We start from the raw sequence: 22,923 nt of genomic DNA on the forward strand, positions 1-22,923 counted from the left end.
AGGTTTACCTCACAACCAACTTGCAGCTCAAAATGCAAGACAAGCAAAAGTACTTACAGAAGATACTGAATTTGCAGTAATTTTCGGTGCTATGGGTATTACTCACGAAGAAGCAAACTTCTTCATGAACGAGTTTGAACAAACTGGTGCTCTTGAAAGAGTAACAGTATTCATGAACTTAGCAGATGACCCTGCTATTGAAAGAATTATGACCCCTAAAATGGCTTTAACAACTGCAGAATATCTTGCATTTGAAAAAGGTATGCACGTATTAGTAATTCTTACAGATATTACTAACTACTGTGAAGCACTTAGGGAAATTTCATCAGCACGTAGTGAAGTACCTGGTCGTAGAGGATACCCAGGTTACATGTACACTGACTTATCACAGATGTATGAACGTGCAGGACGTATCAACGGTAAAGATGGTTCTATTACACAGATGCCTATCTTAGTTATGCCTCAAGATGATATTACTCACCCAATTCCGGACTTAACTGGATATATTACAGAAGGTCAAATTGTATTAGATCGTGAATTAGACAGAACTGGTATTTACCCTCCAGTAAACGTACTTCCTTCATTATCAAGGTTAATGAGTGGGGGTATTGGTGGAGATCGTACTCGTGAAGACCACAGTGGAGTATCTGACCAATTATATGCTGCATATGCAGAAGGTCGTGATTTAAGAGACTTAACTGCAGTAGTAGGGGAAGAAGCTTTAACTGAAAACGATTTAAAATACTTAAGATTTGCAGACGCATTTGAAGATCAATTTATCAGACAAAGTCTCGATGAAGATAGATCTATTCAAGAAACTCTTGACTTAGGTTGGAAATTATTATCTATCTTACCTAAAACTGAACTCAAACGTGTTAAAGACGAATTTGTTGAAAAATATTTACCATCTCAAGATGCTGAAGAAGAAGCTGCTGAAGAATAGTTTCATTTTTCAACTATCTTTAATGGAAATATATCAGATTAGGAGGCTAGATAATGGCAGGAGAAAAATTAGATGGAATAAATCCAACACGTATGGAACTTCTTAATCTAAAAGACAGAGCTAAATTATCTACCAAAGGTCATAGTCTTCTTAAAGAAAAAAGAGACGCTCTAATTAAGGAGTTTTTTGAAATTCTAGATCGTGTTCAAGGTTCTAGGGATGAAGTTGAAAAAAAATTAGCAATTGCATACGCTGAATTAAACAAAGCTCAAATAGACATGGGAGATATGGCAGTTAAACGTGCAGCTTTATCAGTTAGAGAATCTATCGAATTAGATATAAGTTCTAGAAGTATTATGGGTGTTTCTGTCCCTGTTGTAAAAAGTAAATCAACTCACAATGATGTAATAAGTAGAGGTTACGGTTTTGCTGGAACTTCAGCAAACTTGGATATTGCAGCTAAAGAATTTGAAGAATCTATTAAGATTATCATTGAACTTGGTGAAATTGAAAAAACCATTATTATGTTAGCAAAAGAAGTTGAAGCAACAAAAAGAAGAGTTAATGCTTTAGAGCATGTAATGATTCCTCGTATTAACAACACCATTTCATTTATTGAAATGCGTTTAGAGGAAATGGAAAGGGAACAATTCGTACAACTTAAAGTTATTAAACGTAATATGGATGCTCGAGAATCTGAATAATTATAGGATTTCCTTTAATTATTCTTTTTTAACCTTTCTATATTTTTATATAAAACTATTTTTCAAAACACTTATATTAATTAAATTACTAATTTTATTTATTGTATAATTTTTAATAAGGTGTATTATTATTACTAAAATTTTAGTTGTCGGTTCGAATACTAGAGCCGTATCAAAATCATTAAAAGAATTGGGTTATATAGTATATGCTACTAGTTTTTTTGAATTAGAAGATCAAAAAAAGTATGTGGATAAATTGATTGTTCCTTCATATTTTGATAGTTTTGATTTAACATTAATAGAAGATTTAGCATTAAATTATGTAAATGAAGTGGATTATATTATTTTTACCAGTGATGTTAATATAGGTAGATTTCCAAGTTCAAAAATAATAGGTAATAAAAAAAATAATAACATCATTGACAAATATCAGATGTATAAAAAGTTACATAAAAATTTTTTAATGCCTTTAACTTATAAATTGGATTCTATTCAAGAAGCTAACGAAATCATTAAAAATTATCCTGATAAAAAATTTATTATTAAGCCTATTAAGGGTACTGGTGGTTTAGGAATTAAATATTTTAATGAAAATATTAATACTGTTGAACCATTTTTACTACAGGAATATATTAAAGGAGATAGCGTTAGTAGCTCTTTTTTATCATATAAAAATCATGGGATTGATATGGTAACAACTTCTGAACAGATTATTGGTTCAAAAATGTTGGGTGCTCCTGAGTTTCTTTATTGTGGAAATATTACTCCTCTAATAAATTCAAATCCTAAATTAATTAATATTTCTACAAAAATTTCTAAAATGTATAAATTATTGGGTTCTAATGGTATTGATTTTATTTTACAAAAAAATAAAGTATATGTTATTGAAGTTAATCCTAGAATTCAAGGTACTTTTGAATGTATAGAAAATAGTTTTGATATGAATCTTGCTCAGGCACATATAGATGCGAGTAATGATATTAAAGTAAATATTCCCAATTTACAAAAATTCACAATAAAATTAGTACCTTATTCTTTTGAAGATGCTAAATATAATCTAAGTGAGGATTCTTATATTAAAGATATATCTCCTAAAAATCATATTATAAAAAAAGGTTTTCCAATATCAACAATATTAATTTCTGATAGAATTCTTGAAAATGCTATGATTAAATCTGAAATCATAAGAAAAAAAATATATGCGAATTTAATTAAATAATTCCAAAAGTCAGTAATATATATACAATTACACCAAAGGCTATTAAAAAAGTAGATACAATCATTATTCTCGTGTATATATAAAATAATTTTACTCTCCTTTCTGGATCTTCATCTAAATATTCTTTTATAGGATCTTGATAAGGCATAATTTAAACTCCTTATATTTATGTTAAATTATGTTTAATGTAATATAAAATATTTTTTAAAATTAGAAAATAATTAGTAGTCCCAAGCGGAGTCGAACCGCTGTCCCCGGTTCCAAAGACCAGGAGGATTGCCACTACCCTATGGGACTAACATCTTGTACTACAAGTACAATATAACATATCTTTAAAGTTATTAATATACTTTTCTATAATTTATTGTGTGTATTTTTTTTATTATTTATAGAAAACTTTGGTCAATTCATTTTATTTTTATTTATTTCTTTTAAAACAATTATATTTACTTTTTTCTATATTAAATAATATAAAATAATACTTATTTTTAAGTAAATATATTTAAAATTAAGTTAAATTATTATTATTTTTTTTTAAAATACTACTTCTATATAAATGTTTGTACTATATATTTAAATAGTTATAACAATATAAGTTAAAGATAAGAATTGTATAGATTCTTGTTTTCATAGCTTATTAATTTATTGAAAATTGATTACTATCAAAAATAGGCCAAAAATAATTGTATCTTTCATACAATTAAGCTTTTAAAAATAAATTAAATTTTAATTTTTGGTTTATTATAGGAGGCGGTAAGATTAAGAGAAGTTTGATTTTGGTTCTCTTAGTTTCAATATTATTTAGTATTTCAGCATTGGCTGCTGCAGATACTGATGCTGATAGTTCGGCTATAAATGATGCTAATTATCAGGATATTGATGATTATTCAATAACTAAGAGTGTTACCAATATAGAATCAAATTCTATAGAAAATAAAGTAAGCAATGAATATGAAACTATAACAAATGTAAGTTCACCATCAAGTGAAAATACAATTACTAAACAGTCATTAACTAATAATACTAATGTCAAATCAGCAGATTCCACGACTACTAAGAGAGAAGTATCCATTAATTCAAATTCTATTACAGCATATTCTGGTAATACAATCAATATTAAAGCAAATGTTTCTTATAAAAATGGTGAAAAATTAAATTATGCTAAAGTATCCATTAAGCTTAATGGTAAAACAATTATTCATACTACAGTATCAGATGGTAGTTTTTCAACTAATTATGTAGTTCCAAACTATAGTGCTAAGACATATCCTTTGGAAATAATAGTGGGTGAGACTTCTACTTCCTTGACTGGTAGGAAAAATGTTTCATTGACAATTAAACGACATGATTTGTCTGTTTCAATGTCTAAAATTACGGCTACATCTGCTTCTAGTGTAACACTTAAAGCAGAAGTTAAATATAAAAATGGATCTTCAGCAAATGGTCAAAAAGCAGTTTTCAAAATAAATGGAAAAACTGTGTTATCTACTACAGTTGTTAATGGTGTTGCATCTGGAAGTTATATTGTTCCTACTAAGGCTTCAACTTATTCACTGTTAGTTAAAATTGGTGAAACAACCACTACTAGTTATGAAGAAGTTACATCAAGTCTTATAGTGACTAAAAGAACACCAACTATTGTAAAAGATTCATTAGTATTTGTTCAAAAAGGTAGTAATGTATATTTAAATGCTAAAATAACAGGTACTGGTTATGCAAATGCTAGTGGTAAAGTATCTTTTAAGGTCAATGGTAAAACTGTAGCAACAGTTAATGTTATAAATAATACTGCTGAATGTAGATATAAAGCAGATTTAAAATATGGATATCATGTTATTGATATTGTATATGGAGGATCATCAGGATTAAATTCTGTCAGAACTAATACTTCTTTGAGAGTTCAAGCAGATCCAGTAGCTACTTATACATATTCACAAGTTCTTGAAAAAGCTAATTCAACTCATAATTTTGTGTTAAATAATAAAAGATTGCCAAATTTTGTTACTATGAGTGGTAATCAGGTTTCTATGACTGATTTATTATACATGTTTGCACAAGCACTCAGTTATAATAATTCATATCATAATGGTGGTTTTTCATCACCAACATCATATGTACAAACAACAAAATATGATTTTGAGTTGGAGAAAGATGATTATGTTTCAATGGCTTATAGACTGGTTGATTTCTATAAAACTAATGGAAGAGCTCCAAATGTAATGTTAGCAACTTCTGGGGTAAATTTAAATTTTAATGATACTATTTATACTCTAGCAAAAGCATTATCCTTTACAAAAAATAATAATAGATTACCAAATTATGTGACGGTTTTAACGATTAGCGGTTCTTCTTCAAGTTCAAGTAGCTCTGATAATTCAGGTAGTTCAAGTAGTTCCGGTAGTTCAAGTGGATCTAGTAGTTCTAGTTCATCTTCAAGTTATTCTCCAACTAACTCAGTGCCTTCAGGATATGAAAAATATCTTGCATCAGCTAAAAACAGTTATGTAAATTACACAGTAATTAAAAATGCTGTTCAAAAGGCAGTTTCTGGAGTATCTGGAACTTATAATCAAGCAGTAGCTATATTTAATTATGTTAATAAGGTTACTGATTATAGTTTTTACATGAACACTCGTCGTGGAGCTATAAAAACTTTACAAGATGGTTTAGGTAATTGTGTTGACCAAAGTCATTTGTTACTCGGTATGTATCGTACTGCAAATATACCTGCAAGATATTGCCATGCAACCTGTTATTTCAGAAGTGGTCTAGTTGTAGGTCACGTATGGGTTGAATGTTATGTGAACGGAAAATGGTATTCATGTGATACCACTTCAAACCAAAATACATTTAACAATATTGTTAATTGGGGTTCATGTTCAACAATCAACAGATATACCGAAATATATTTCTAAACTGGATTAATATCCAAATCTTTTTTTCTTTTTTTTTAAAATTTTTTTACATTTTAAAAACTATTTTTAATAACCAAATAATAAATTATAGAAGTTATAACTTACATATAATATTATATCTTAATTTAAATATTTCATATGTTAACAGTTATGAGGGATGTAATTGAAATTTAGTTTAGAACTTCTGCCTAATGAACCTATTAAAGATATTATTGAAGTAATACAATTAGCTGAGGAAATAGGTTTTGAAAATGTTTGGATAACTGATCATTATAATAATCGTGATGTTTTTGAAGTATTATCAATTGCTGCTTATGAAACATCTACAATTAAAATGGGGTCTGGAGTATCAAATCCTTACGTAAGAAATCCTGTTACTATTGCAGCTGCAACTTCAACATTAAATGAAATTTCTGAAGGTAGAGCCCTGTTAGGTGTTGGTCCTGGTGATAAAGCAACTATGGAAACTTTAAATCTATCATGGAACAAACCGGTTAAAACAGTAAAAGATGCTATTGTAAACATTAGAAAATTATTGAATGGTGAAACTTTAGAACAGGGAGCATATCTGAATGGAACTAAGAAAATAGAAAATAAGATTCCTATTTATATGGCAGCTCAAGGGCCAATGATGCTTAAAGGTTCTGGTGAAGTTGCTGATGGATGTCTTATCAATGCTTCCAATCCAAAAGATTTTGAAATAGCAATTCCATTAATTAAAGAAGGTATAAAAAAAGTAAATAAATCTGAAAAAGATTTTACTTTTGCTGCTTATACTGCATGTAGTATAGATAAAGATGTTAACGAAGCATATAAGCAATCCAAAATTGTTGTAGCTTTTATTATGGCTGGTGCACCGGATATAGTTCTTGAACGCCATAATATTTCTAAAGATGTGGCTATTGCAGTTAGGGATGCATTGTCTAAATATGATTTTAAAACTGCTGCAAGTTTAATTGATGAGAATATGATTAATGCGTTTAGTGTATGTGGAACACCAGAAAATATTCAAGAAAAAATAGAACAAATGGATAGTTTGGGTATTAATGAATTTGTAGTTGGTTCACCTATAGGTAAAGACAGAGTAAAATCTTTAAAATTATTAGGAGATATAATTAATTCATATGATTAAGGTTGTTGTTTTATGAAAGTTCAAGAGATAAATAAAGAAATTAGGGAAAATGCTATAGAATATATTATTAAAAAACGTGATAGAAAAAAAGAAAAAAAACCTTTACAGGCTTATGCTGCTAGTTGGGCTAATGAAGATAGATTATATGATTCAGTTGGTTATACTATTTTTATAGTTTTACCAACAAGCGGTTGTGAATGGGCAACAAAAAGTGGTGGATGTACAATGTGTAGTTATATCGCTGATTCACCATTAACTGATATTTCAGAAGATAATTTAATAGAAATTTTCAATAATGAATGGAATAAGCAATTAGATAAAACTGATATTTCTTCACACGAAAATGTTGCAATAAAATTATTTGTTTCAGGTAGTTTTTTAAACACTAATGAAATTCCTGAAAAAGTACAAAATTATATTTTCAAAGAATTTAACAAATATGACCAAATTAAAGAGGTAATTGTAGAGTCAAAACCAGAATACATTAATGAAGATTCATTAATTCGTTTAGCACAGTTAATTCCAGATAAAATATTTGAGATTGGTATAGGTCTCGAAACATCAAATGAAGAAACTCGATTAAATAAAATTAATAAAGGTATCACCAATAATTCTTTTGAAAGATGTGTTTCAATAATAAATTCAATAGAAAATTATGATATTAGAGCAAAAGCTTATTTATTGGTAAAACCTATCTTAATTTCTGAAAAAGAAGCAATTCAAGAATCAATAGAATCTGCAAGATATGCTAAAAAAATTGGTGTTAAAAGATTAGCTTATTGTCCTGCAACAGTTCATGGTGGAACTATGATGGATTACCTTTGGAAACGAGGTTCATATAATCCTCCATGGATTTGGAGTTTAATAAAAATTCTAAAAGAAGTTCGAAAAAATGTTGATATTCCTATGATAATGGATACTGCAGGTTATGGTACACGTAGAGGTCCTTATAATTGTAAAAAATGTAATTCAAAACTCAAAAGTCTTATAATTAAATCTAATTTAGAACAAGTTATTCCTGAAGAATTAGATAATTTTACATGTGATTGTAAAGAAAAATGGGAAGCTGATCTTGAATTTTCCGATATTTTAAATAGTCCAACTAACCCTAAAAATTAAAAAAAAAATTATTAGGATATCTATCCTAATATCTCTTTTATATCTTCTTCCGGAGTAGATACTAATTTAAGATCAAAGTTTTCTACTAAAACACTTAAAATGGTTTCATCAACCCATGCCGGAAGAATAGGACCAATATGTATATTTGTAAGTCCTAATGATAATAAACTCCAAAGAATTGAAACTGCTTTTTGTTCCATCCAACTTAATACAAATGTTACTGGTAAATCATTTAAGCCCATATCAAATAATTCTGTAAGTGCTGTTAATATTTCTGCTCCAACAATTGCATCATTACATTGTCCTAAATCAATTAATCTAGGGATACCATCAATGTCACCTAAATCTAAATCGTTGAATCGGTATTTTCCACAACCCACACACAAGATTACTGTATCCTCAGGTAATTGTTTTGCAAATTCTGTGAAGTAATCCATTTCTGATTTATATGGTACATCACAACCACCCATAACAAAGAATTGTTTTATTTTTCCTCCAAGAACTGCTTCTTTAATGGTATCTGCGAGTGATAATACAGTAGTTTTTCCAAATCCAGTAGTATATGATGTTTTTTCTTCTTCTTCAAGTTCTGGTAATTCTAAAGCTTGGGATATAATATCTGAAAAATCATAATTTTCTATGTGGGGAGCATTTGGTAATTGAGCAATACCTGAAGTATAAATACGGTCGGCATAGGAATCAGATGCTATTAGTCCACAATTTGTTGTAACTAATATTGGTATGTTGTACTTTGCAAAAATTTCTTTTTGATCAATCCAGGAACCACCTAATTGTCCTTTTAAATGTTCATATTTTTTTAATTCAGGATATGCATGAGCTATTAACATTTCACTATGAGTATAAATATTTATGCCTTTGCCTTCAGTTTGTTTTAATAATTCTTCTAAAACTTTTAAATCGTGTCCTGTAACTAAGATACCATGTCCTTTACTAGCTCCTTTTTCAACTTCAACAGGTTCTGGTTCACCATAATTGTCAATATGTGCCTTTTTAAGACCAGCCATAGCTTTAATATTAATTTGACCAGCTTCTAATGCCATATCAATATGGCTTTGAACATCAAAGTTTACATTAGTTAAAGTTGTGTATAATCCTTTTTCTAAAAATGCGTTTATGTCTTCATCAGTTTCTCCAAATTCTCTCATTTGATAAGCATATGCAGCAATTCCTTTTAATGCAAAGATTAAATTGTCTTGTAACCTAGCTAATGTTTCATTTTTACCACAAACACCTGCAACAGTACATCCTTCTGCATTAACTGTTTGTGAGCATTGATAACAGAACATATTATTATTCATTGTATCACCTATTTTTTTATAGTATTAGTTTCATTTGGAGTATATATAAAAATATGTCACTATGTTAGTGAAAATAGAAAAGTATTTTTATAATATATGTGAAACAACATATTATGGTGAAAGAATGGAATATATGATAAATACATTAAAACATATGGGTTTAACAGAATACGAGTCAAAAGTTTATATTTCCTTGGCATATTTAGGTTCAGGAAAAGCTGATGAAATTAGTAAACATTCTAATGTTCCCCGATCTAAAATTTATTCAGTTTTAGAAAATTTACAGGATAAAGGATTGATAAATATTAAAATGGGGCGTCCTATTGAGTACATTATGATTCCACCAAATGAAACTATAAAAAAGATTCAAAAACAAATAAACAATGATATTGACGCTTTAGAAAAAAATATTTCGAAAATATATGAAAGTAAACTTCCAAGTATAAACACACCAATTATTTCAATTGAAGATAAAGAAAATATTTTACAAAAACAATCTATTATTATCAAAAAAACAGAATCCTTAATTTATTTTAGAATAGGTTTTATATTACCATCAGAATTATCAACATTTAAAAAACAGATTATTTATCTATTAAAAAAAGGTATTACCGTCAAAATATTAGCAGTAAAAAAATTTACATATAAAAATAAAACAGTTGATTTAGAAAAAGAATTAAAAGATATTCCTGCAGAAATAAAGTATGTGAATTTACCCGCAGCACAACTATTAATTCGGGATAAAAAAGAAATGATATTAGTTTTTACTGATTATTCTAACAATAAAATATCAGATAAAAACATGATAGGTTTATATAATTCGTATCCTACTATCATATCCAGTTACGTATCTTCATTTGAAAAACAATTTAATTAATCTGTTAAAGTTTTCTTCAAAATTACAGGACTTCTTAGAGGAACTCCTATTTCTCTAGAGATTACGTTACATTTTGTAGTTAATAAGAAATACACGGGTGTTTTGAGATACATTTCAGTTAAACCTTCATAATTTCCCATACCCTTGCTAATGATTAAATCTACAGAATTCATATATACTTTAAGTTCTTCAGAGATATAATCTTTAACGACACCAACAGAGGAAGCACCAATACTAATAATATTAGCATATTTTTCTAAGTTCATTTTTTTTGCATCGGATACTAATGCATCATTCAAGATAGGATTTTCTTTTAATGCTAATATTATGTTAACATCATAATCCTCTTTTATTTTTTTTATTAATAATTTGTCAAAAACTATTTCCCCACCGTTATCAGTTAGGTATAATATATTTTTTGCATTTTTCAAATCAGTTTCAAGTTTTTTAGTATCATTTATTGCAGGATTTATTGTAATTTGTTTTTTTAATAATGATTCCATATCAGTATTTTCTTCCAATGCTCCAAAATCAATTATATTTCCAGCTACCGCAATTTTTATGAAGTTTTCTAAACTGTTATCTTTTTTAAAAAGATTTTTAACCATAGGAATTAATCTTTCAGCAATTTGATTACCTTCTTCTCTTAATTCTTTATATGGATCGTTATTTTCTGTCTCTTTCATTATCATGTGATGTAAATCAGTACCTAACTTGTTTGAGTTAATATCCTTTTTAAAATTATTATTCATATATTCTAAAACTTTTAATGTTACTTCCATTCGTTTTTCATGATTATCTGTTGCATGTTCAATTGCTTCACGAGATTGTCTTAACATACAAGATGCGCATTCATAGTCAACTTTCACAGTTTCAAAACTCCACGATTTTATAGTTGTTTTTTTGTTTTTACTAATTAATTTAACTTTTGAAATATTAATTAACCAAACAACGGATTTTAAAAAATAATTACAATAGCTAAATTTTTTAATAAAATTACACTTAATGTAAAGGATTTCATAGTAATATATCAATATGTATATATTGAATTTTTAATAAACATATATATGGTGATAAAAAATGAAAGTTGTAGGAATTAATACTAGTCCTAGAGAAGTAAGTAATTGTAAAATCGCATTAGAAAAAGCTTTGGAAGCTGCTGAAGCTGAAGGTGCAGAAACTCAACTCATTGATTCTAACAAATTAAATATTTCTGCATGTCAGGGAGATAACTATTGTAAAGCACATGAAGGAAAATGTGCAATTGATGATGATATGACTCAAATTTATCAAGCTATTGAAGAAGCAGATGGAATTATTTTCTCAATACCAGTTTATTTCTTTGATATTAATGCACAAATGAAGTTAATCATTGATAGATTATATTCATATTTCCAATCTTCATATATGGAAAAATTTGCTAGTAAAAAAGTTTCATTTATATTATCTCAAGGAACACCCGATCCTGAAGCTTTTAAAGCAGGATTAGAAATACAATTCAATGCATTTAAATTCTTAGGATTCCAAACTGTGGATTTAGTTGTTTTAACAGACAATAATGTTCCTGGTGCAATTAATGAAAAAGAAGACCAATTAGCACAAGCTGCAGAAGTTGGAAAAAATATTTTATAGTTATTTTTTATCTTTTTTTAACTTTTTTTTTATTATTTTATAATTAATCTCCTTATCAATTATTAAGAAAATATAAGTATTCTAAATTTTAAAAATATTATTATAGTATTTAATTATTGTATTTCAACTTCTATTTTAATTAATTTATTATATGGGGAGAAAAAACGTGCAAGATGAATTGCAAGATAAATGTGGGATTGTAGGTATATACTCTTATGAAGAATCTGTTGATGTTGCTTCATGGATATATTCTGGATTATATACTTTACAACATAGAGGACAAGAATCTGCTGGAATCAGTGTTTTAAAGGAAGGACGAATTAATACACATGTAGGTATGGGCTTAGTTTCTGATGTGTTTGATAAAGATTTAATTGATATTTTAAATGGAAATGTAGGAATAGGGCATGTAAGATATTCAACTACTGGCGAATCTCTTGTTGAAAATTGTCAACCATTTGTAGAACATGAAGATGATATAATCATTGCTTTTGCACATAATGGTGATTTTGTAAACTCAAAATTACTCCGTGAAGATTTGATGGCTTCTGGATATGAATTTAGATCCACTACTGATTCTGAAGTTATTTGTCATATGATTATAGATGAATATAACAAAACAAAAGATGCAATTAATGCAATTCAGAACACCTGTCAAAAATTAATAGGTTCTTACTCTTTTGTTGCAGTAATCAATGGTGTTTTATATGCTGTAAGAGATCCATTGGGAATGAAACCGTTATCTTTAGGAAGAAGTGAAGATTTTGTTGTTGTAGCCTCTGAAACAGTTGCTTTTGATTCATTGGATATTGAATATGAAAGATCTATTGAACCAGGTGAAATTTTAGAGATAAATGGAAAAATTGAAAAAAGTCATAAAATGCCAACACCAGATCATACTGCTAATTGTATGTTTGAATATCTTTATTTTGCCAGACCGGATAGTATAATCTTTGATAAAAGTGTTTATGAAGTTCGTTTAAATGTTGGTAAACGCTTAGCACAAGAATATCCAATTGATGCGGATGTAGTTATTGCAGTTCCTGATTCATCCATTCCTGCTACTTTAGCATATTCAAGAGCATCAGGTATTCCTTATGCAGAAGGTTTAATTAAGAATCGTTATGTCGGAAGAACATTTATCATGCCTACCCAAAAAGATAGAGATACTGCTGTTAAACTTAAAATGAATACTGTAGGGTCTGTGTTAAAAGATAAACGTGTTATTGTTATAGATGATAGTGTTGTTAGAGGAACAACATCAAAAACAATAATTAAAATGATTAGGGACGCCGGTGCTAAAGAAGTACATTTATTAATTGGTTGTCCAGAAATTATATCTCCATGTTATTATGGAATTGCTATGGCTACTAAAGAAGAATTATTGGCAGTAGATAGAACTAATGAAGAAATTAGAGATTTAATTGGTGTGGATTCTATTGGATATATAAGTATTGAAGGATTAGTTGAATCAATTGGTACACCAAGAAAAGATTTATGTTTAGGTTGTATCACTGAAGAATATCCTACAATTATACCTCCAGAATTATATGGTAAAAAAGAATAATTCTTCAAACTTTTTTTTATTTTTAGTGATTTAAATGGTAGAATTATTAGCTCCTGCAAGAGATAAACGTTCAGTTAGTGCTGCAATAAATAATAATGCTGATTCTATTTATGTTGGTATAACTGATTACAATATGAGAGCAAATGTTGCTAATATAGAGTTGAATGATATTAAAGAAATTTCTAAGCAGTGTCATGACAATGATAAAAAACTCTATGTTTGCACAAATACTATTGTTTCAGATTATCAATTGGAAAAATACAAAAAACAATTAATTAAATTAGAAGAATATGATGTCGATGCATTAATTATTTCTGACATGGGTATGTTAAATATTGCAAATAAACATAACATACCTTTACATTTAAGTGTCCAAGCAAATGTAACTAATTCTGAAGCATTAAAATTGTATAAAGAACTTGGAGTAACCAGAGCAGTATTATCCAGAGAATTATCTTTAGAAGATATTAAAGTTATTAAAAGAAAGTCTCCTATAGAAATTGAAACTTTTGTACATGGGGCAATGTGTGTTGCAATATCTGGGCGTTGTTTTTTAAGTTCATATTTTTATGATAGAAATGCAAACTGTGGCGAATGTTTACAACCATGTAGACAAGAATGGGTCTTGAATTCCACAGAGAATAAACAATTATTATTATCCCAACCCGAAAGTAATGATATAGAAAAATCCAGACTATTAAGTCCAAAAGACATGTGTATGATAGAACATGTTCCTAAATTAATTGAAGCTGGAATAGATGCTTTTAAAATAGAAGGTCGGGCACGTGCACCAGATTATGTTTCAACAGTTACTAAATGTTATTCTGATGCTATAAAATTATATGAAGATGGTTTGTGGGACGAATCATCAAAATCACTAATTCCTATGTGGAAAAATGAATTAAAATCAGTTTTTAATAGAGGTTTTGACACAGGATTTTATTTTAGAACACCAAAAGAAACTAGTTTAGATAATCAGGCAACTTATAAGAAGGTTGACATAGGTCAGGTAACAAATTATTATAAAAAAATTAAAGTTGCAGAGATTAAATTGTGGGATACATTGGAAGTTGGGGATATAATAATCATTCAAGGAAATAAAACGGGCAGTGTTAGTGAAAAAGTTTTATCTATGCAAATTGACGGAAAAAATGTTGAAACTGTAACTAATGATTCTGTTGGAATTAAACTGGAGAATATTGTGCGTGAAAATGATCACGTATATAAAAAAGTTTTACTTAATTAAATGGTGAAAATATGGTTAAAAAAATTGCAATTTATGGTAAAGGTGGTATTGGAAAATCCACCACAGTATCCAATATGGCTGCAGCTTATGAAAAAGATACTTTTGTAATAGGTTGTGATCCAAAATCTGATACAACAAGGACTTTAGTTGGTAAAAGAATACCAACAATATTGGATACAATGAAAAAGAATAAGGAACCCTTATTTGAAGATGTTGTTTTTGAAGGTTTTAATAATACTTTATGTGTTGAAGCAGGAGGTCCTGAACCAGGAGTAGGTTGTGCTGGTAGGGGTGTAATTGTTGCTATGAAACTTTTAGATAAAATTTCCGCATTTAAAAGTAATCCTGAATTAGTTATATATGATGTGTTAGGTGATGTTGTTTGTGGTGGATTCAGTGTTCCTTTACGTGAAGATTATGCTGATGAGGTATATATTGTTACTAGTGGAGAATATATGTCCTTATATGCAGCAAACAATATTGCAAAGGGTGTTCGCAAACTTAATGGAAAATTGGGCGGTATAATCTGTAATTGTCGAAATGTAAAAGATGAGGTAGAAATAGTAACTGAATTCGCTTCTTTAATTTCAACTAAAGTAATAAGTGTTATTCCACGTAGTGATTTGGTACAAAAAAGTGAATATAATGCTTGTACCGTTTTGGAAATGTTTCCCGATTCCGATCAATCAAAATTGTATAATGAACTAGTAAATAAAATAGTTAATAATGATTCTTTCTCAATTCCTACACCAATGACTATTGAAGAATTTGAAACTTTTTTCCATAAATATGTTTAATCATCATTAAACCATTTATATGGTTTATATCCTATTTTTTTGTAGGACTCTATACTAGTTTTTATAGCATTTTCATATACATTAAAATAATATAAATGTGACCTACAATTACAATCCGAACAACCGAAAAGTTCAATATATTCATCCGAATTTTTGAATATTTCATAAGCTACATTACATTCTATTTTATTTGGAGAGTAAGTGTATATCACTTCATTTAATTGTGCATTTTTATTCATCAATAAATAATCTATATGCCAATGTTTTTTCTTATTTTTCGAAATATGTCTTTCAATGCGTTTAGTCAAAGAATTTAATGCGGAACCAACATAAACATAGTGTCCTTTTTTGAATGATATTTTTCCTTTAGCACCAATCTTAATATTTGATTCTTTTTCCATAGATAAGACTAAACAGTAAGTACCTTTATTATCTTTCTTTTTTTTATCCATAAATTACACTTTTTATATTTGATGAATCAATATAATATTAATAGTATCTATGGTGAGTATATGCAATATAGTTTTATAGCAATGGGTCATGAAAATGTTACTTCACTTCATAAATCAACATTTGAAATAACAACTGATAAAACATTAACCTTAAAAGGTGACTGTATTATCGGAGTTAAATCTAATGTAACCTTAAATGATTTGCCTGAAGAATTGAAAAAGCAAATTCAGACAGATAATGAAAAAATAGAATTATTTTTAGAAACGGACAACTATTCTGATAAAATTATTGGTTATGGTTCATCAAAATTAACATTGGATCATCCAACAGATATGGTTTGTAGAAAAAGTGATTTTACGTGTAGTAGGACTTTAATGATTAATTCAAATAAAGCAGCAAAAGATTTGGATAAAAAATTAGTAAATGAATTAAAAAATGGTTCAGAATTAAAAATCACAATAAAAACAGTATAGTTTAATTAATTGAAAATGCGGGAGACGGGAATCGAACCCGCGAAGAGACTACCTCACTAGGCCCTCAACCTAGCGCCTTTGACCGCTCGACCACCCCCGCATATAAAAATAGTATTATATGTTAGTGGATTTAACCAACATACCTTATAAATAAAGGTTATTATTAACTATCTTTATCATTGTATATAAATATTTCTATAAAAAAAATAGTTATTTGGAAATTATTCTGTATTGGCCATTCTTTTAAGAGATTCAGAACAAGTTTCCATAGTAATACCTAATTCTTTTTCTACTTTATTAACATTTAATGATGAATCACGAGGTCTTGGTGCTTTTTGAATAAATTGTTTACTTGTAGTTGGATTTATTAAGGAATCATCCAAATCAAAAGCATCAGCAATTTTTTTTGTGAAATCAAATCTATTAATAGCATCGTTTCCTGCTGTATGGAATATGCCTTGCTTGTTTTTTCTTGCAATGGCATATATTGCTTCAGCAGCATTGTCTGCAAGGGTAGGAGAGTTAATCTGATCTGTCACAATATTGATTTCATTATTTTGCTTTAATTGATCAATTACCCAAGTCGTAAAGTTTAATCTGCTATGCCATCCATAAAGTACACTTACTCTAGCAATTGCCCAATCATTACTATATTTTTTTAATTGTACTTCTCCATCATATTTTGATTTAGCATAAATACCTAATGGATTAACCTCTTCATCTTCTTTGTAATATCCTCTTTCTCCATCAAATACAAAATCTGTTGAAACATATATTATTTTTGCATTTATTTTATCCGCAGCTTTAGCTAAAAAGCCGGTTCCATCACCATTTATTTTATATGCTAATTCTTTTTCATCTTCACATAAATCTACATTAGTCATGGCAGCACAATGTATAATAACATCAGGGTTTTCATTTTCTATAGTATTGTTTACTTCTTTTTCGTTAGTTATGTCACATTTAATAGTATTATCTGATGGATTACTATTATGTACTAATGTTAATTCGTCATTTTCTTTTGCAACAGTAGCAAGTCTTTCACCTAAAAGACCACTACCTCCAGTAATAAAGTATTTCATATTTATACTTTGCATAGTAAACTATAAAATATTATTTAATGATTAAAAAAAAATCAATAATTAATATTTGTTGGTTTGAAAGATGAATTTAAGAATTATTAATATTATTTTTAACTGTTTTTAGATAATTAAAAATATATACTTAAAATTATAAATTTTACATTCCTTTCTTTTTTTTATAAGTTTAAATTGATTTTTTTATTAAAAAAATTTATATTCTTATAAAAATAAAGATATCCTTATGTTAAAGGAATTTTATTATTCTTTTATTTATTAATAACTTAATATTTTATAGGTGAGTTACATGAAAGGTGTTATTTTATCGGGAGGTCATGGAACAAGATTAAGGCCACTGACTCATACAGGACCTAAACAATTAATTCCTATTGCTAATAAACCAGTTATTTGTTATGCAATTGAAGATTTACGTGATGCTGGTATCACAGAAATTGGAATTATACTGGGAACGAATATGCCTAATAAAATCAAAGAAGCATTAGGGGATGGCTCAGAATTTGGAGTTAATCTTACATACATTATGCAAGGTGAACCTAAAGGTTTAGCCCATGCTGCTAAAACAGCTAAAGATTTTGTTGATGGAGATTCTTTTGTAATGTATTTGGGAGATAATATTCTTAAATCAGGTATTGAAGATTTCGTTAGCGGTTTTGATGAATCTGATTATTCCTCACGTTTATTATTACAGGAAGTTGAAGATCCAAGACAATTTGGTGTTGCTGAATTAAATGAGGATGGTAAAATAATTAACCTGGTTGAAAAACCAGAGCATCCAAAAAGTAATTTAGCACTTGTTGGTATTTATTTATTCAAAAATAACATTTTTGATGCTATTGATAAAATTAAACCTTCATGGAGAAATGAATTAGAAATAACTGATGCAATACAAAAATTAATAGATGAAGGATTTAATGTTGATTCTTTTGTAGTTGATGGATGGTGGAAAGATACAGGAAAACCGGAAGATGTTTTAGATGCCAATAAATTAATCCTTGAAACAATAAAAACAGATATTCAAGGAGAAATCGAAGATGATGTTAAAATTAAGGGTCGAGTTATAATTGGAAAAAATACAATTGTTAAATCAGGTTCTGTTATTAAGGGACCTGCAATTATTGGTGAAAATTGTGAAATAAAAGGTTATGTTGGACCATATACTTCGATTGGAGATAATACTAAAATAATAGAATCAGAAATAGATTCCTCTATTATCATTGGAAATTCAATTATAAGATCAGATAAACGGATTACAGAAAGCTTATTAGGTCAAAACTCACAAATTATCTCAGATAAAAAAACGTATCCTAAAGGAAGAAGTTTTGTCATAGGCGAAAATTCAATAATTAAATTATAAGGAGATTAAATAATGAAAGCAGTTATACCTGCAGCTGGATTAGGAACTAGATTTTTACCTGCTACAAAAGCACAACCAAAAGAAATGTTGCCTGTTTTTAATAAACCAACAATTCAATATGTTGTTGAAGAAGCAGTAAATTCGGGTATTGATGATATAATAATTATTACAGGTAAAGGAAAAAGACCAATAGAAGATCATTTTGACAAATCATGGGAATTAGAATATAATCTAGAAAAAAAAGGTAAACTAGATTATTTAGCAGAAGTTCAATCAATTTCTAATATGGCCGATATTTTTTATGTTCGTCAGAAAAAACAAAATGGTCTTGGGGATGCTATAAGTTGTGCTAAAAAACACATTGGGGATGAACCATTTGCTGTTTTATTGGGTGATACAATCACGTATTCTGATGTGCCATGTACTAAACAATTAATAGATGTTCATGAAAAATATGGTGGTTCCGTTATTGCTATAGAAGAGTTACCTGAAAGAAAAATTGAACGTTATGGTATTGTTGATGGAACTGAAATAGAAAACAATATTTTCAAAGTAAATAATTTGGTTGAAAAACCTAAATTGGAAGATGCACCATCTAATTTGGGTATAACTGGAAGATATATATTAACACCAGATATATTTGATAAATTAGAGTCTATTGAAGCAGGAGTTGGTGGAGAAATTCAGTTAACTGATGCTATTAATGAACAAGAAAATGTTTATGCAACAACATTTGAAGGAACTATTTATGATATTGGTAATACTATGGAATGGTTAAAAAGTTCTATAGATATGGCATTAACACACGAAGACTCTAAAGATGAAATATTAGATTACATTAAACAAAAGATTAATGAATTCTAATTTACTATTTTTTTACAATTTTATTTTAAAAAAAGAATTTGGAGAATTAAATATTGGAAGGATCCGTTATTTCTCCATTTATTGCAGATGCAGCTACAACTGCAGGGTTTGATAAATAAACATATGATTTTGCGCTTCCCATTCTACCTAAAAAGTTTCTATTGGTTGTGGATATGCAAGTCATATCATCTGTCATAACACCCATATGTGCACCTAGACAAGGGCCACATCCTGGATTGCATACAATCGCATTTGATTCAAGAAATGTTTGAATGATTCCATTTTCAATAGCTTCTTGATAAATTTTCCTGGATGCCGGAAATACTAATAATTGAACATCTTCATGAATTTTATGTCCTTTCAATATCTCAGCTGCTTGAACTAAATCTTCATATCTTCCGTTAGTACAGGAACCTAATACTGCTTGGTTTATGGTTGTTCCTTCTACTTTATCTACATCTTCAACATTATCTACATTATGTGGACAAGCAACTTGAGGTCTTAAATCATCAACATCAAAGTCATATATTTTTTCGTATTCTGCATTTTTATCTGGTGTTGTAATATTGTAATTTTTAATACCTCTTTGAGCTAAATATTTTTTTGTATCCTCATTTGGCACCATAATTCCATTTTTTGCACCGCATTCAATAACCATATTTGTCATTGTCATTCGGGCATCTACAGATAAGTTATCTATTGTATCTCCATGGAATTCTAAACTTTTATATGTTCCACCATAAGAACCTAATTCTTTAATAATATTCAAAATTAAATCTTTGGAATAAACATGTTTTTGTAAAGAACCATTGACATTGATTTTTAGTGATTCAGGCACATTAAACCATGTTTTTCCAGTAGCATATACCATAGCTAAATCGGTAGCTCCAAGTCCAGTGGAAAAAGCTCCAAAAGCACCATAGGTACAAGTGTGTGAATCAGCGCCAACTATTACTGTTGAAGGTTTTACATGACCTTCTTGAGGTAAAACTTGGTGACATATACCTTCACCTTGTTTATAAATGTTTTTAATTCCTTGTTTTTTAGCAAAATCTCGAACTACCTGCTGGAATTCTGCAGAACCCATAGTATTTGCCGGAACATTATGATCAAATACCAAAACAATCTTGTCAGGATCCCATACATTATCTGCTAATTTTTCAAAAACTTTGATTGTAGGTGGACTAGTTCCATCATGACTCATTGCAACATCGATATTTGCACTTATGGTATCGCCAGGACTAACTTCATCCATATTTGAAGCTTTGGCTAAAATTTTTTCGCTTATGTTCATTTAAACCATCATCTTTTAACGTTTGCTTTTAATAAAATTTCATCGAATTTTTCGTTTGTAATGTCAAAACCTTTTTCACGTTCTTCTTTAACAAGTTTTACAATTTCTAAAAGTTTTTCATTATCTACTTTAATTTTTAATGAATCTAATTTTTCTTCAATTGCTGCTTTACCGGAATGTTTTCCAAGTACAATTTGTCTTTTTGTTCCAATCATTTCTGGTAAAAATGGTTCATATGAAAAAGGATCCTTAACAATTGCATCAACATGTATTCCTGATTCATGTCTAAATACATTGTTTCCAACAATTGCTTTACTATCCGGTACTGGAATTTTACTATATTTTGATACTATTTGGGATAATTCTGATATTACTTCAGTTTTAAAACCTAAATCTTTATTATATAATAATTTTAAAGCCATAATCAGTTCTTCTAATGAAGCATTTCCCGCTCTTTCACCAATACCATTTACTGTTGTTGATATTGCAGAAGCACCCTCAAATAAACCGGCAATAGAATTTGCCACAGCAAATCCGAAATCGTTATGGCAATGTAATGCTATTTCCACATCTATTTCTTTACGAATATTTCTTACCAGATATTGCATTGCATATGGGTTAATTGAACCAGTGGTGTCTGCTATATGAATTCTGTCTGCTTTATGTTCTTGTGCCATTTTATATACTTCTAGTAATTTAGGCAGTTCTGTTCGTGTAGCGTCTTCTGCTGAGAAAGCAACAAATAATCCATGATCTTTTCCGTAATCAACAGCATCCATACAAATTTTATTTATTACATCCCTTGGTTTATCCATTTTAACTTTTAAATGTAAATCGGATAATCCCATAAAAGTTATTATACCATCTACATCAGCGTCTAATGCTGCATCAATATCCTCTTTTTTTGTCCTGGTTAAACAGATAATTTTTGCATTTAATCCTTCGTTAGCAATCGTTTTAACAGATTTCTTTTCATTTTCTGAAACAATAGGAAAGCCTGCTTCAATTTGGGGTATTCCAAGTTCATCGAGTTTGTGTGCTATTTCTATTTTTTCATCCAAAGAAAAGCATACTCCTGGAGTTTGTTCTCCATCTCTAAGTGTTGTATCGTATATATTAATGTTTTCTGGTAAATTATAATCTACTTCTTTATTATATATACTGACGAATCTATCGTTAATTTTAGTTTCCCCCTCAGTTAATTTTAAATATTACTAAAGAAAATAGTAAATGAATTGTTTATTAATTTAAGTTATTTTCAGTAAGATATTTTTATTTTAATAGTATTTATGTAAATTATATACATTATATTTATTTTATTAGTTAATATATTATCTTATTTTTTCCAGTAATTCTAAGTATGATGTTTTTTCAAAACCTTCTGTAATGTCCATTTTCTTAAAAATATCAAATATATTCTGTTGGATGGTATCAATATTATTTGTATCTTCTGCAACATATTCTATTTCGATAAAATAACCTAATTCATTTAATTTGTCTACTGTAATTGTATATTCATCATATTTAAAAATTCTTCTAACTTTATTTACAATTGCAGAAGGTTTGTAACCTAAATTAATCAGTATGTCAGTCATATTTTCTTTATTATCAATAGTAACTTCTATTTCTTTTCTAGTTTTAGTTTCAGAATCTAGTTTAGGTCCTTTAAATGTTAAAATATTAATGAAATCATCACCATCAGGAATTTCTCTAATACGTAACGCTTCATCTGTTTTTTTAAAATCTTTACTTTTTCCATTAAAATAAATATCTCTTTGAATTTCAGTATGAGAATATTCACCCCCTATTTTTTTAATTTTTTCAAATGCTAATTTTGGGTGAGTGATTTTTTCTTTAATTTCAATTTCTATCATAGATATAGCAAATAATATTTTTTTTTATTTTATATGAAAAT

Annotated in this window: 22 protein-coding genes and 2 tRNA genes; 14 read left to right on the forward strand and 10 right to left on the reverse strand. The window is 28.5% G+C overall.

The annotated features are described in order from the left end of the window. From QZZ11_RS08915 to QZZ11_RS08925, 3 genes are all read left to right on the forward strand, one after another. On the forward strand, window positions 1-943 hold a 943-nt coding region (locus QZZ11_RS08915), incomplete at its 5' end, for a V-type ATP synthase subunit B (protein WP_292475461.1). A 53-nt stretch (window positions 944-996) separates the two neighbouring features. Continuing rightward, window positions 997-1,647 (forward strand): V-type ATP synthase subunit D, encoded by a 651-nt coding sequence (locus QZZ11_RS08920; protein WP_292475462.1) that lies wholly within the window; start codon window positions 997-999, stop codon window positions 1,645-1,647. 190 nt (window positions 1,648-1,837) lie between these two features. Next, window positions 1,838-2,866: an ATP-grasp domain-containing protein gene (locus tag QZZ11_RS08925; RefSeq protein WP_292475464.1), complete on the forward strand. Its 1,029-nt coding sequence runs from the start codon at window positions 1,838-1,840 to the stop codon at window positions 2,864-2,866. On the opposite strand, the gene QZZ11_RS08930 is transcribed toward QZZ11_RS08925, so the two are convergent. Continuing rightward, window positions 2,859-3,014: a hypothetical protein gene (locus QZZ11_RS08930; protein ID WP_292475466.1), complete on the reverse strand. Its 156-nt coding sequence runs from the start codon at window positions 3,012-3,014 to the stop codon at window positions 2,859-2,861. The genes QZZ11_RS08925 and QZZ11_RS08930 overlap by 8 nt on opposite strands. 77 nt (window positions 3,015-3,091) lie before the next feature. Further along, window positions 3,092-3,163 (reverse strand) — tRNA-Gln (locus QZZ11_RS08935). A 479-nt stretch (window positions 3,164-3,642) separates the two neighbouring features. On the opposite strand from QZZ11_RS08935, the gene QZZ11_RS08940 reads away from it, so the two are divergent. The 3 genes from QZZ11_RS08940 to QZZ11_RS08950 all read left to right on the forward strand — a co-directional run bounded on the left by QZZ11_RS08940 (window position 3,643) and on the right by QZZ11_RS08950 (window position 8,032). Beyond that, window positions 3,643-5,781, forward strand: coding sequence for a transglutaminase-like domain-containing protein (locus QZZ11_RS08940; protein ID WP_292475468.1), 2,139 nt, complete (start codon window positions 3,643-3,645; stop codon window positions 5,779-5,781). 163 nt (window positions 5,782-5,944) lie between these two features. Continuing rightward, window positions 5,945-6,913: a 5,10-methylenetetrahydromethanopterin reductase gene (locus tag QZZ11_RS08945; RefSeq protein ID WP_292475470.1), complete on the forward strand. Its 969-nt coding sequence runs from the start codon at window positions 5,945-5,947 to the stop codon at window positions 6,911-6,913. A 12-nt stretch (window positions 6,914-6,925) separates the two neighbouring features. Then, on the forward strand, window positions 6,926-8,032 hold the full coding sequence (locus tag QZZ11_RS08950; protein ID WP_292475471.1) for an archaeosine biosynthesis radical SAM protein RaSEA: 1,107 nt from the start codon (window positions 6,926-6,928) through the stop codon (window positions 8,030-8,032). 20 nt (window positions 8,033-8,052) lie between these two features. Here the strand turns inward: QZZ11_RS08950 and hcp are convergent, their stop codons facing one another. Continuing rightward, on the reverse strand, window positions 8,053-9,351 hold the full coding sequence (gene hcp / locus QZZ11_RS08955) for a hydroxylamine reductase (RefSeq protein ID WP_292475473.1): 1,299 nt from the start codon (window positions 9,349-9,351) through the stop codon (window positions 8,053-8,055). A 124-nt stretch (window positions 9,352-9,475) separates the two neighbouring features. Between hcp and QZZ11_RS08960 the strand changes: the two genes are divergently transcribed. Then, the gene (locus QZZ11_RS08960; protein ID WP_292475476.1) at window positions 9,476-10,228 is read left to right on the forward strand and encodes a helix-turn-helix domain-containing protein; all 753 of its coding nucleotides are present in this window, start codon (window positions 9,476-9,478) and stop codon (window positions 10,226-10,228) included. Here QZZ11_RS08960 and QZZ11_RS08965 read toward each other — a convergent pair. After that, window positions 10,225-11,097: an ARMT1-like domain-containing protein gene (locus QZZ11_RS08965; RefSeq protein ID WP_292475478.1), complete on the reverse strand. Its 873-nt coding sequence runs from the start codon at window positions 11,095-11,097 to the stop codon at window positions 10,225-10,227. The genes QZZ11_RS08960 and QZZ11_RS08965 overlap by 4 nt on opposite strands. A 211-nt stretch (window positions 11,098-11,308) precedes the next feature. Between QZZ11_RS08965 and QZZ11_RS08970 the strand changes: the two genes are divergently transcribed. The 4 genes from QZZ11_RS08970 to cfbC all read left to right on the forward strand — a co-directional run bounded on the left by QZZ11_RS08970 (window position 11,309) and on the right by cfbC (window position 15,470). Beyond that, the gene (locus QZZ11_RS08970; protein ID WP_292475479.1) at window positions 11,309-11,860 is read left to right on the forward strand and encodes a flavodoxin family protein; all 552 of its coding nucleotides are present in this window, start codon (window positions 11,309-11,311) and stop codon (window positions 11,858-11,860) included. 151 nt (window positions 11,861-12,011) lie between these two features. Continuing rightward, window positions 12,012-13,427, forward strand: coding sequence for an amidophosphoribosyltransferase (purF, locus tag QZZ11_RS08975; RefSeq protein WP_292475481.1), 1,416 nt, complete (start codon window positions 12,012-12,014; stop codon window positions 13,425-13,427). Window positions 13,428-13,461: 34 nt separating this feature from the next. Then, complete coding sequence (locus QZZ11_RS08980) at window positions 13,462-14,673, forward strand: peptidase U32 family protein (RefSeq protein WP_292475483.1); 1,212 nt, start codon at window positions 13,462-13,464, stop codon at window positions 14,671-14,673. Window positions 14,674-14,684: 11 nt separating this feature from the next. Then, the gene (gene cfbC, locus QZZ11_RS08985) at window positions 14,685-15,470 is read left to right on the forward strand and encodes a Ni-sirohydrochlorin a,c-diamide reductive cyclase ATP-dependent reductase subunit (RefSeq protein WP_292475485.1); all 786 of its coding nucleotides are present in this window, start codon (window positions 14,685-14,687) and stop codon (window positions 15,468-15,470) included. On the opposite strand, the gene QZZ11_RS08990 is transcribed toward cfbC, so the two are convergent. Continuing rightward, window positions 15,467-15,922 carry a GIY-YIG nuclease family protein gene (locus QZZ11_RS08990; protein ID WP_292475487.1) on the reverse strand — a complete coding sequence of 152 codons (456 nt, stop codon included), beginning with the start codon at window positions 15,920-15,922 and terminating at the stop codon, window positions 15,467-15,469. The genes cfbC and QZZ11_RS08990 overlap by 4 nt on opposite strands. A gap of 60 nt (window positions 15,923-15,982) precedes the next feature. Here QZZ11_RS08990 and QZZ11_RS08995 point away from each other — a divergent pair, with 60 nt between their 5' ends. Next, window positions 15,983-16,396, forward strand: a complete 414-nt coding sequence (locus QZZ11_RS08995; RefSeq protein WP_292475489.1) for a DUF371 domain-containing protein — start codon at window positions 15,983-15,985, stop codon at window positions 16,394-16,396. Window positions 16,397-16,412: 16 nt separating this feature from the next. Here the strand turns inward: QZZ11_RS08995 and QZZ11_RS09000 are convergent. Both QZZ11_RS09000 and rfbD read right to left on the reverse strand, forming a co-directional pair. Then, window positions 16,413-16,496: transfer RNA gene (locus tag QZZ11_RS09000), tRNA-Leu, on the reverse strand. Between the two features lie 121 nt (window positions 16,497-16,617). Continuing rightward, window positions 16,618-17,478, reverse strand: a complete 861-nt coding sequence (gene rfbD, locus QZZ11_RS09005) for a dTDP-4-dehydrorhamnose reductase (RefSeq protein ID WP_292475491.1) — start codon at window positions 17,476-17,478, stop codon at window positions 16,618-16,620. 304 nt (window positions 17,479-17,782) lie between these two features. Between rfbD and QZZ11_RS09010 the strand changes: the two genes are divergently transcribed. Together QZZ11_RS09010 and galU are read left to right on the forward strand one after the other, a co-directional pair. Further along, entirely contained in the window at window positions 17,783-18,850 is a 1,068-nt protein-coding gene (locus QZZ11_RS09010) for a glucose-1-phosphate thymidylyltransferase (protein WP_292475492.1), read from the forward strand. Between the two features lie 12 nt (window positions 18,851-18,862). Then, the gene (gene galU, locus QZZ11_RS09015; protein WP_292475495.1) at window positions 18,863-19,714 is read left to right on the forward strand and encodes a UTP--glucose-1-phosphate uridylyltransferase GalU; all 852 of its coding nucleotides are present in this window, start codon (window positions 18,863-18,865) and stop codon (window positions 19,712-19,714) included. Between the two features lie 46 nt (window positions 19,715-19,760). Here the strand turns inward: galU and hacA are convergent, their stop codons facing one another. The 3 genes from hacA to cyaB all read right to left on the reverse strand — a co-directional run bounded on the left by hacA (window position 19,761) and on the right by cyaB (window position 22,882). Then, window positions 19,761-21,008, reverse strand: a complete 1,248-nt coding sequence (hacA, locus tag QZZ11_RS09020) for a homoaconitase large subunit (protein WP_292475497.1) — start codon at window positions 21,006-21,008, stop codon at window positions 19,761-19,763. 8 nt (window positions 21,009-21,016) lie between these two features. Continuing rightward, window positions 21,017-22,189 (reverse strand): homocitrate synthase family protein, encoded by a 1,173-nt coding sequence (locus QZZ11_RS09025; RefSeq protein ID WP_292475500.1) that lies wholly within the window; start codon window positions 22,187-22,189, stop codon window positions 21,017-21,019. Window positions 22,190-22,339: 150 nt separating this feature from the next. Then, window positions 22,340-22,882, reverse strand: coding sequence for a class IV adenylate cyclase (cyaB, locus tag QZZ11_RS09030; RefSeq protein WP_292475499.1), 543 nt, complete (start codon window positions 22,880-22,882; stop codon window positions 22,340-22,342). Window positions 22,883-22,923 lie beyond the last annotated feature (41 nt).

Source organism: Methanosphaera sp. (genome assembly GCF_016282985.1).
Taxonomy (GTDB): Archaea; Methanobacteriota; Methanobacteria; order Methanobacteriales; family Methanobacteriaceae; genus Methanosphaera.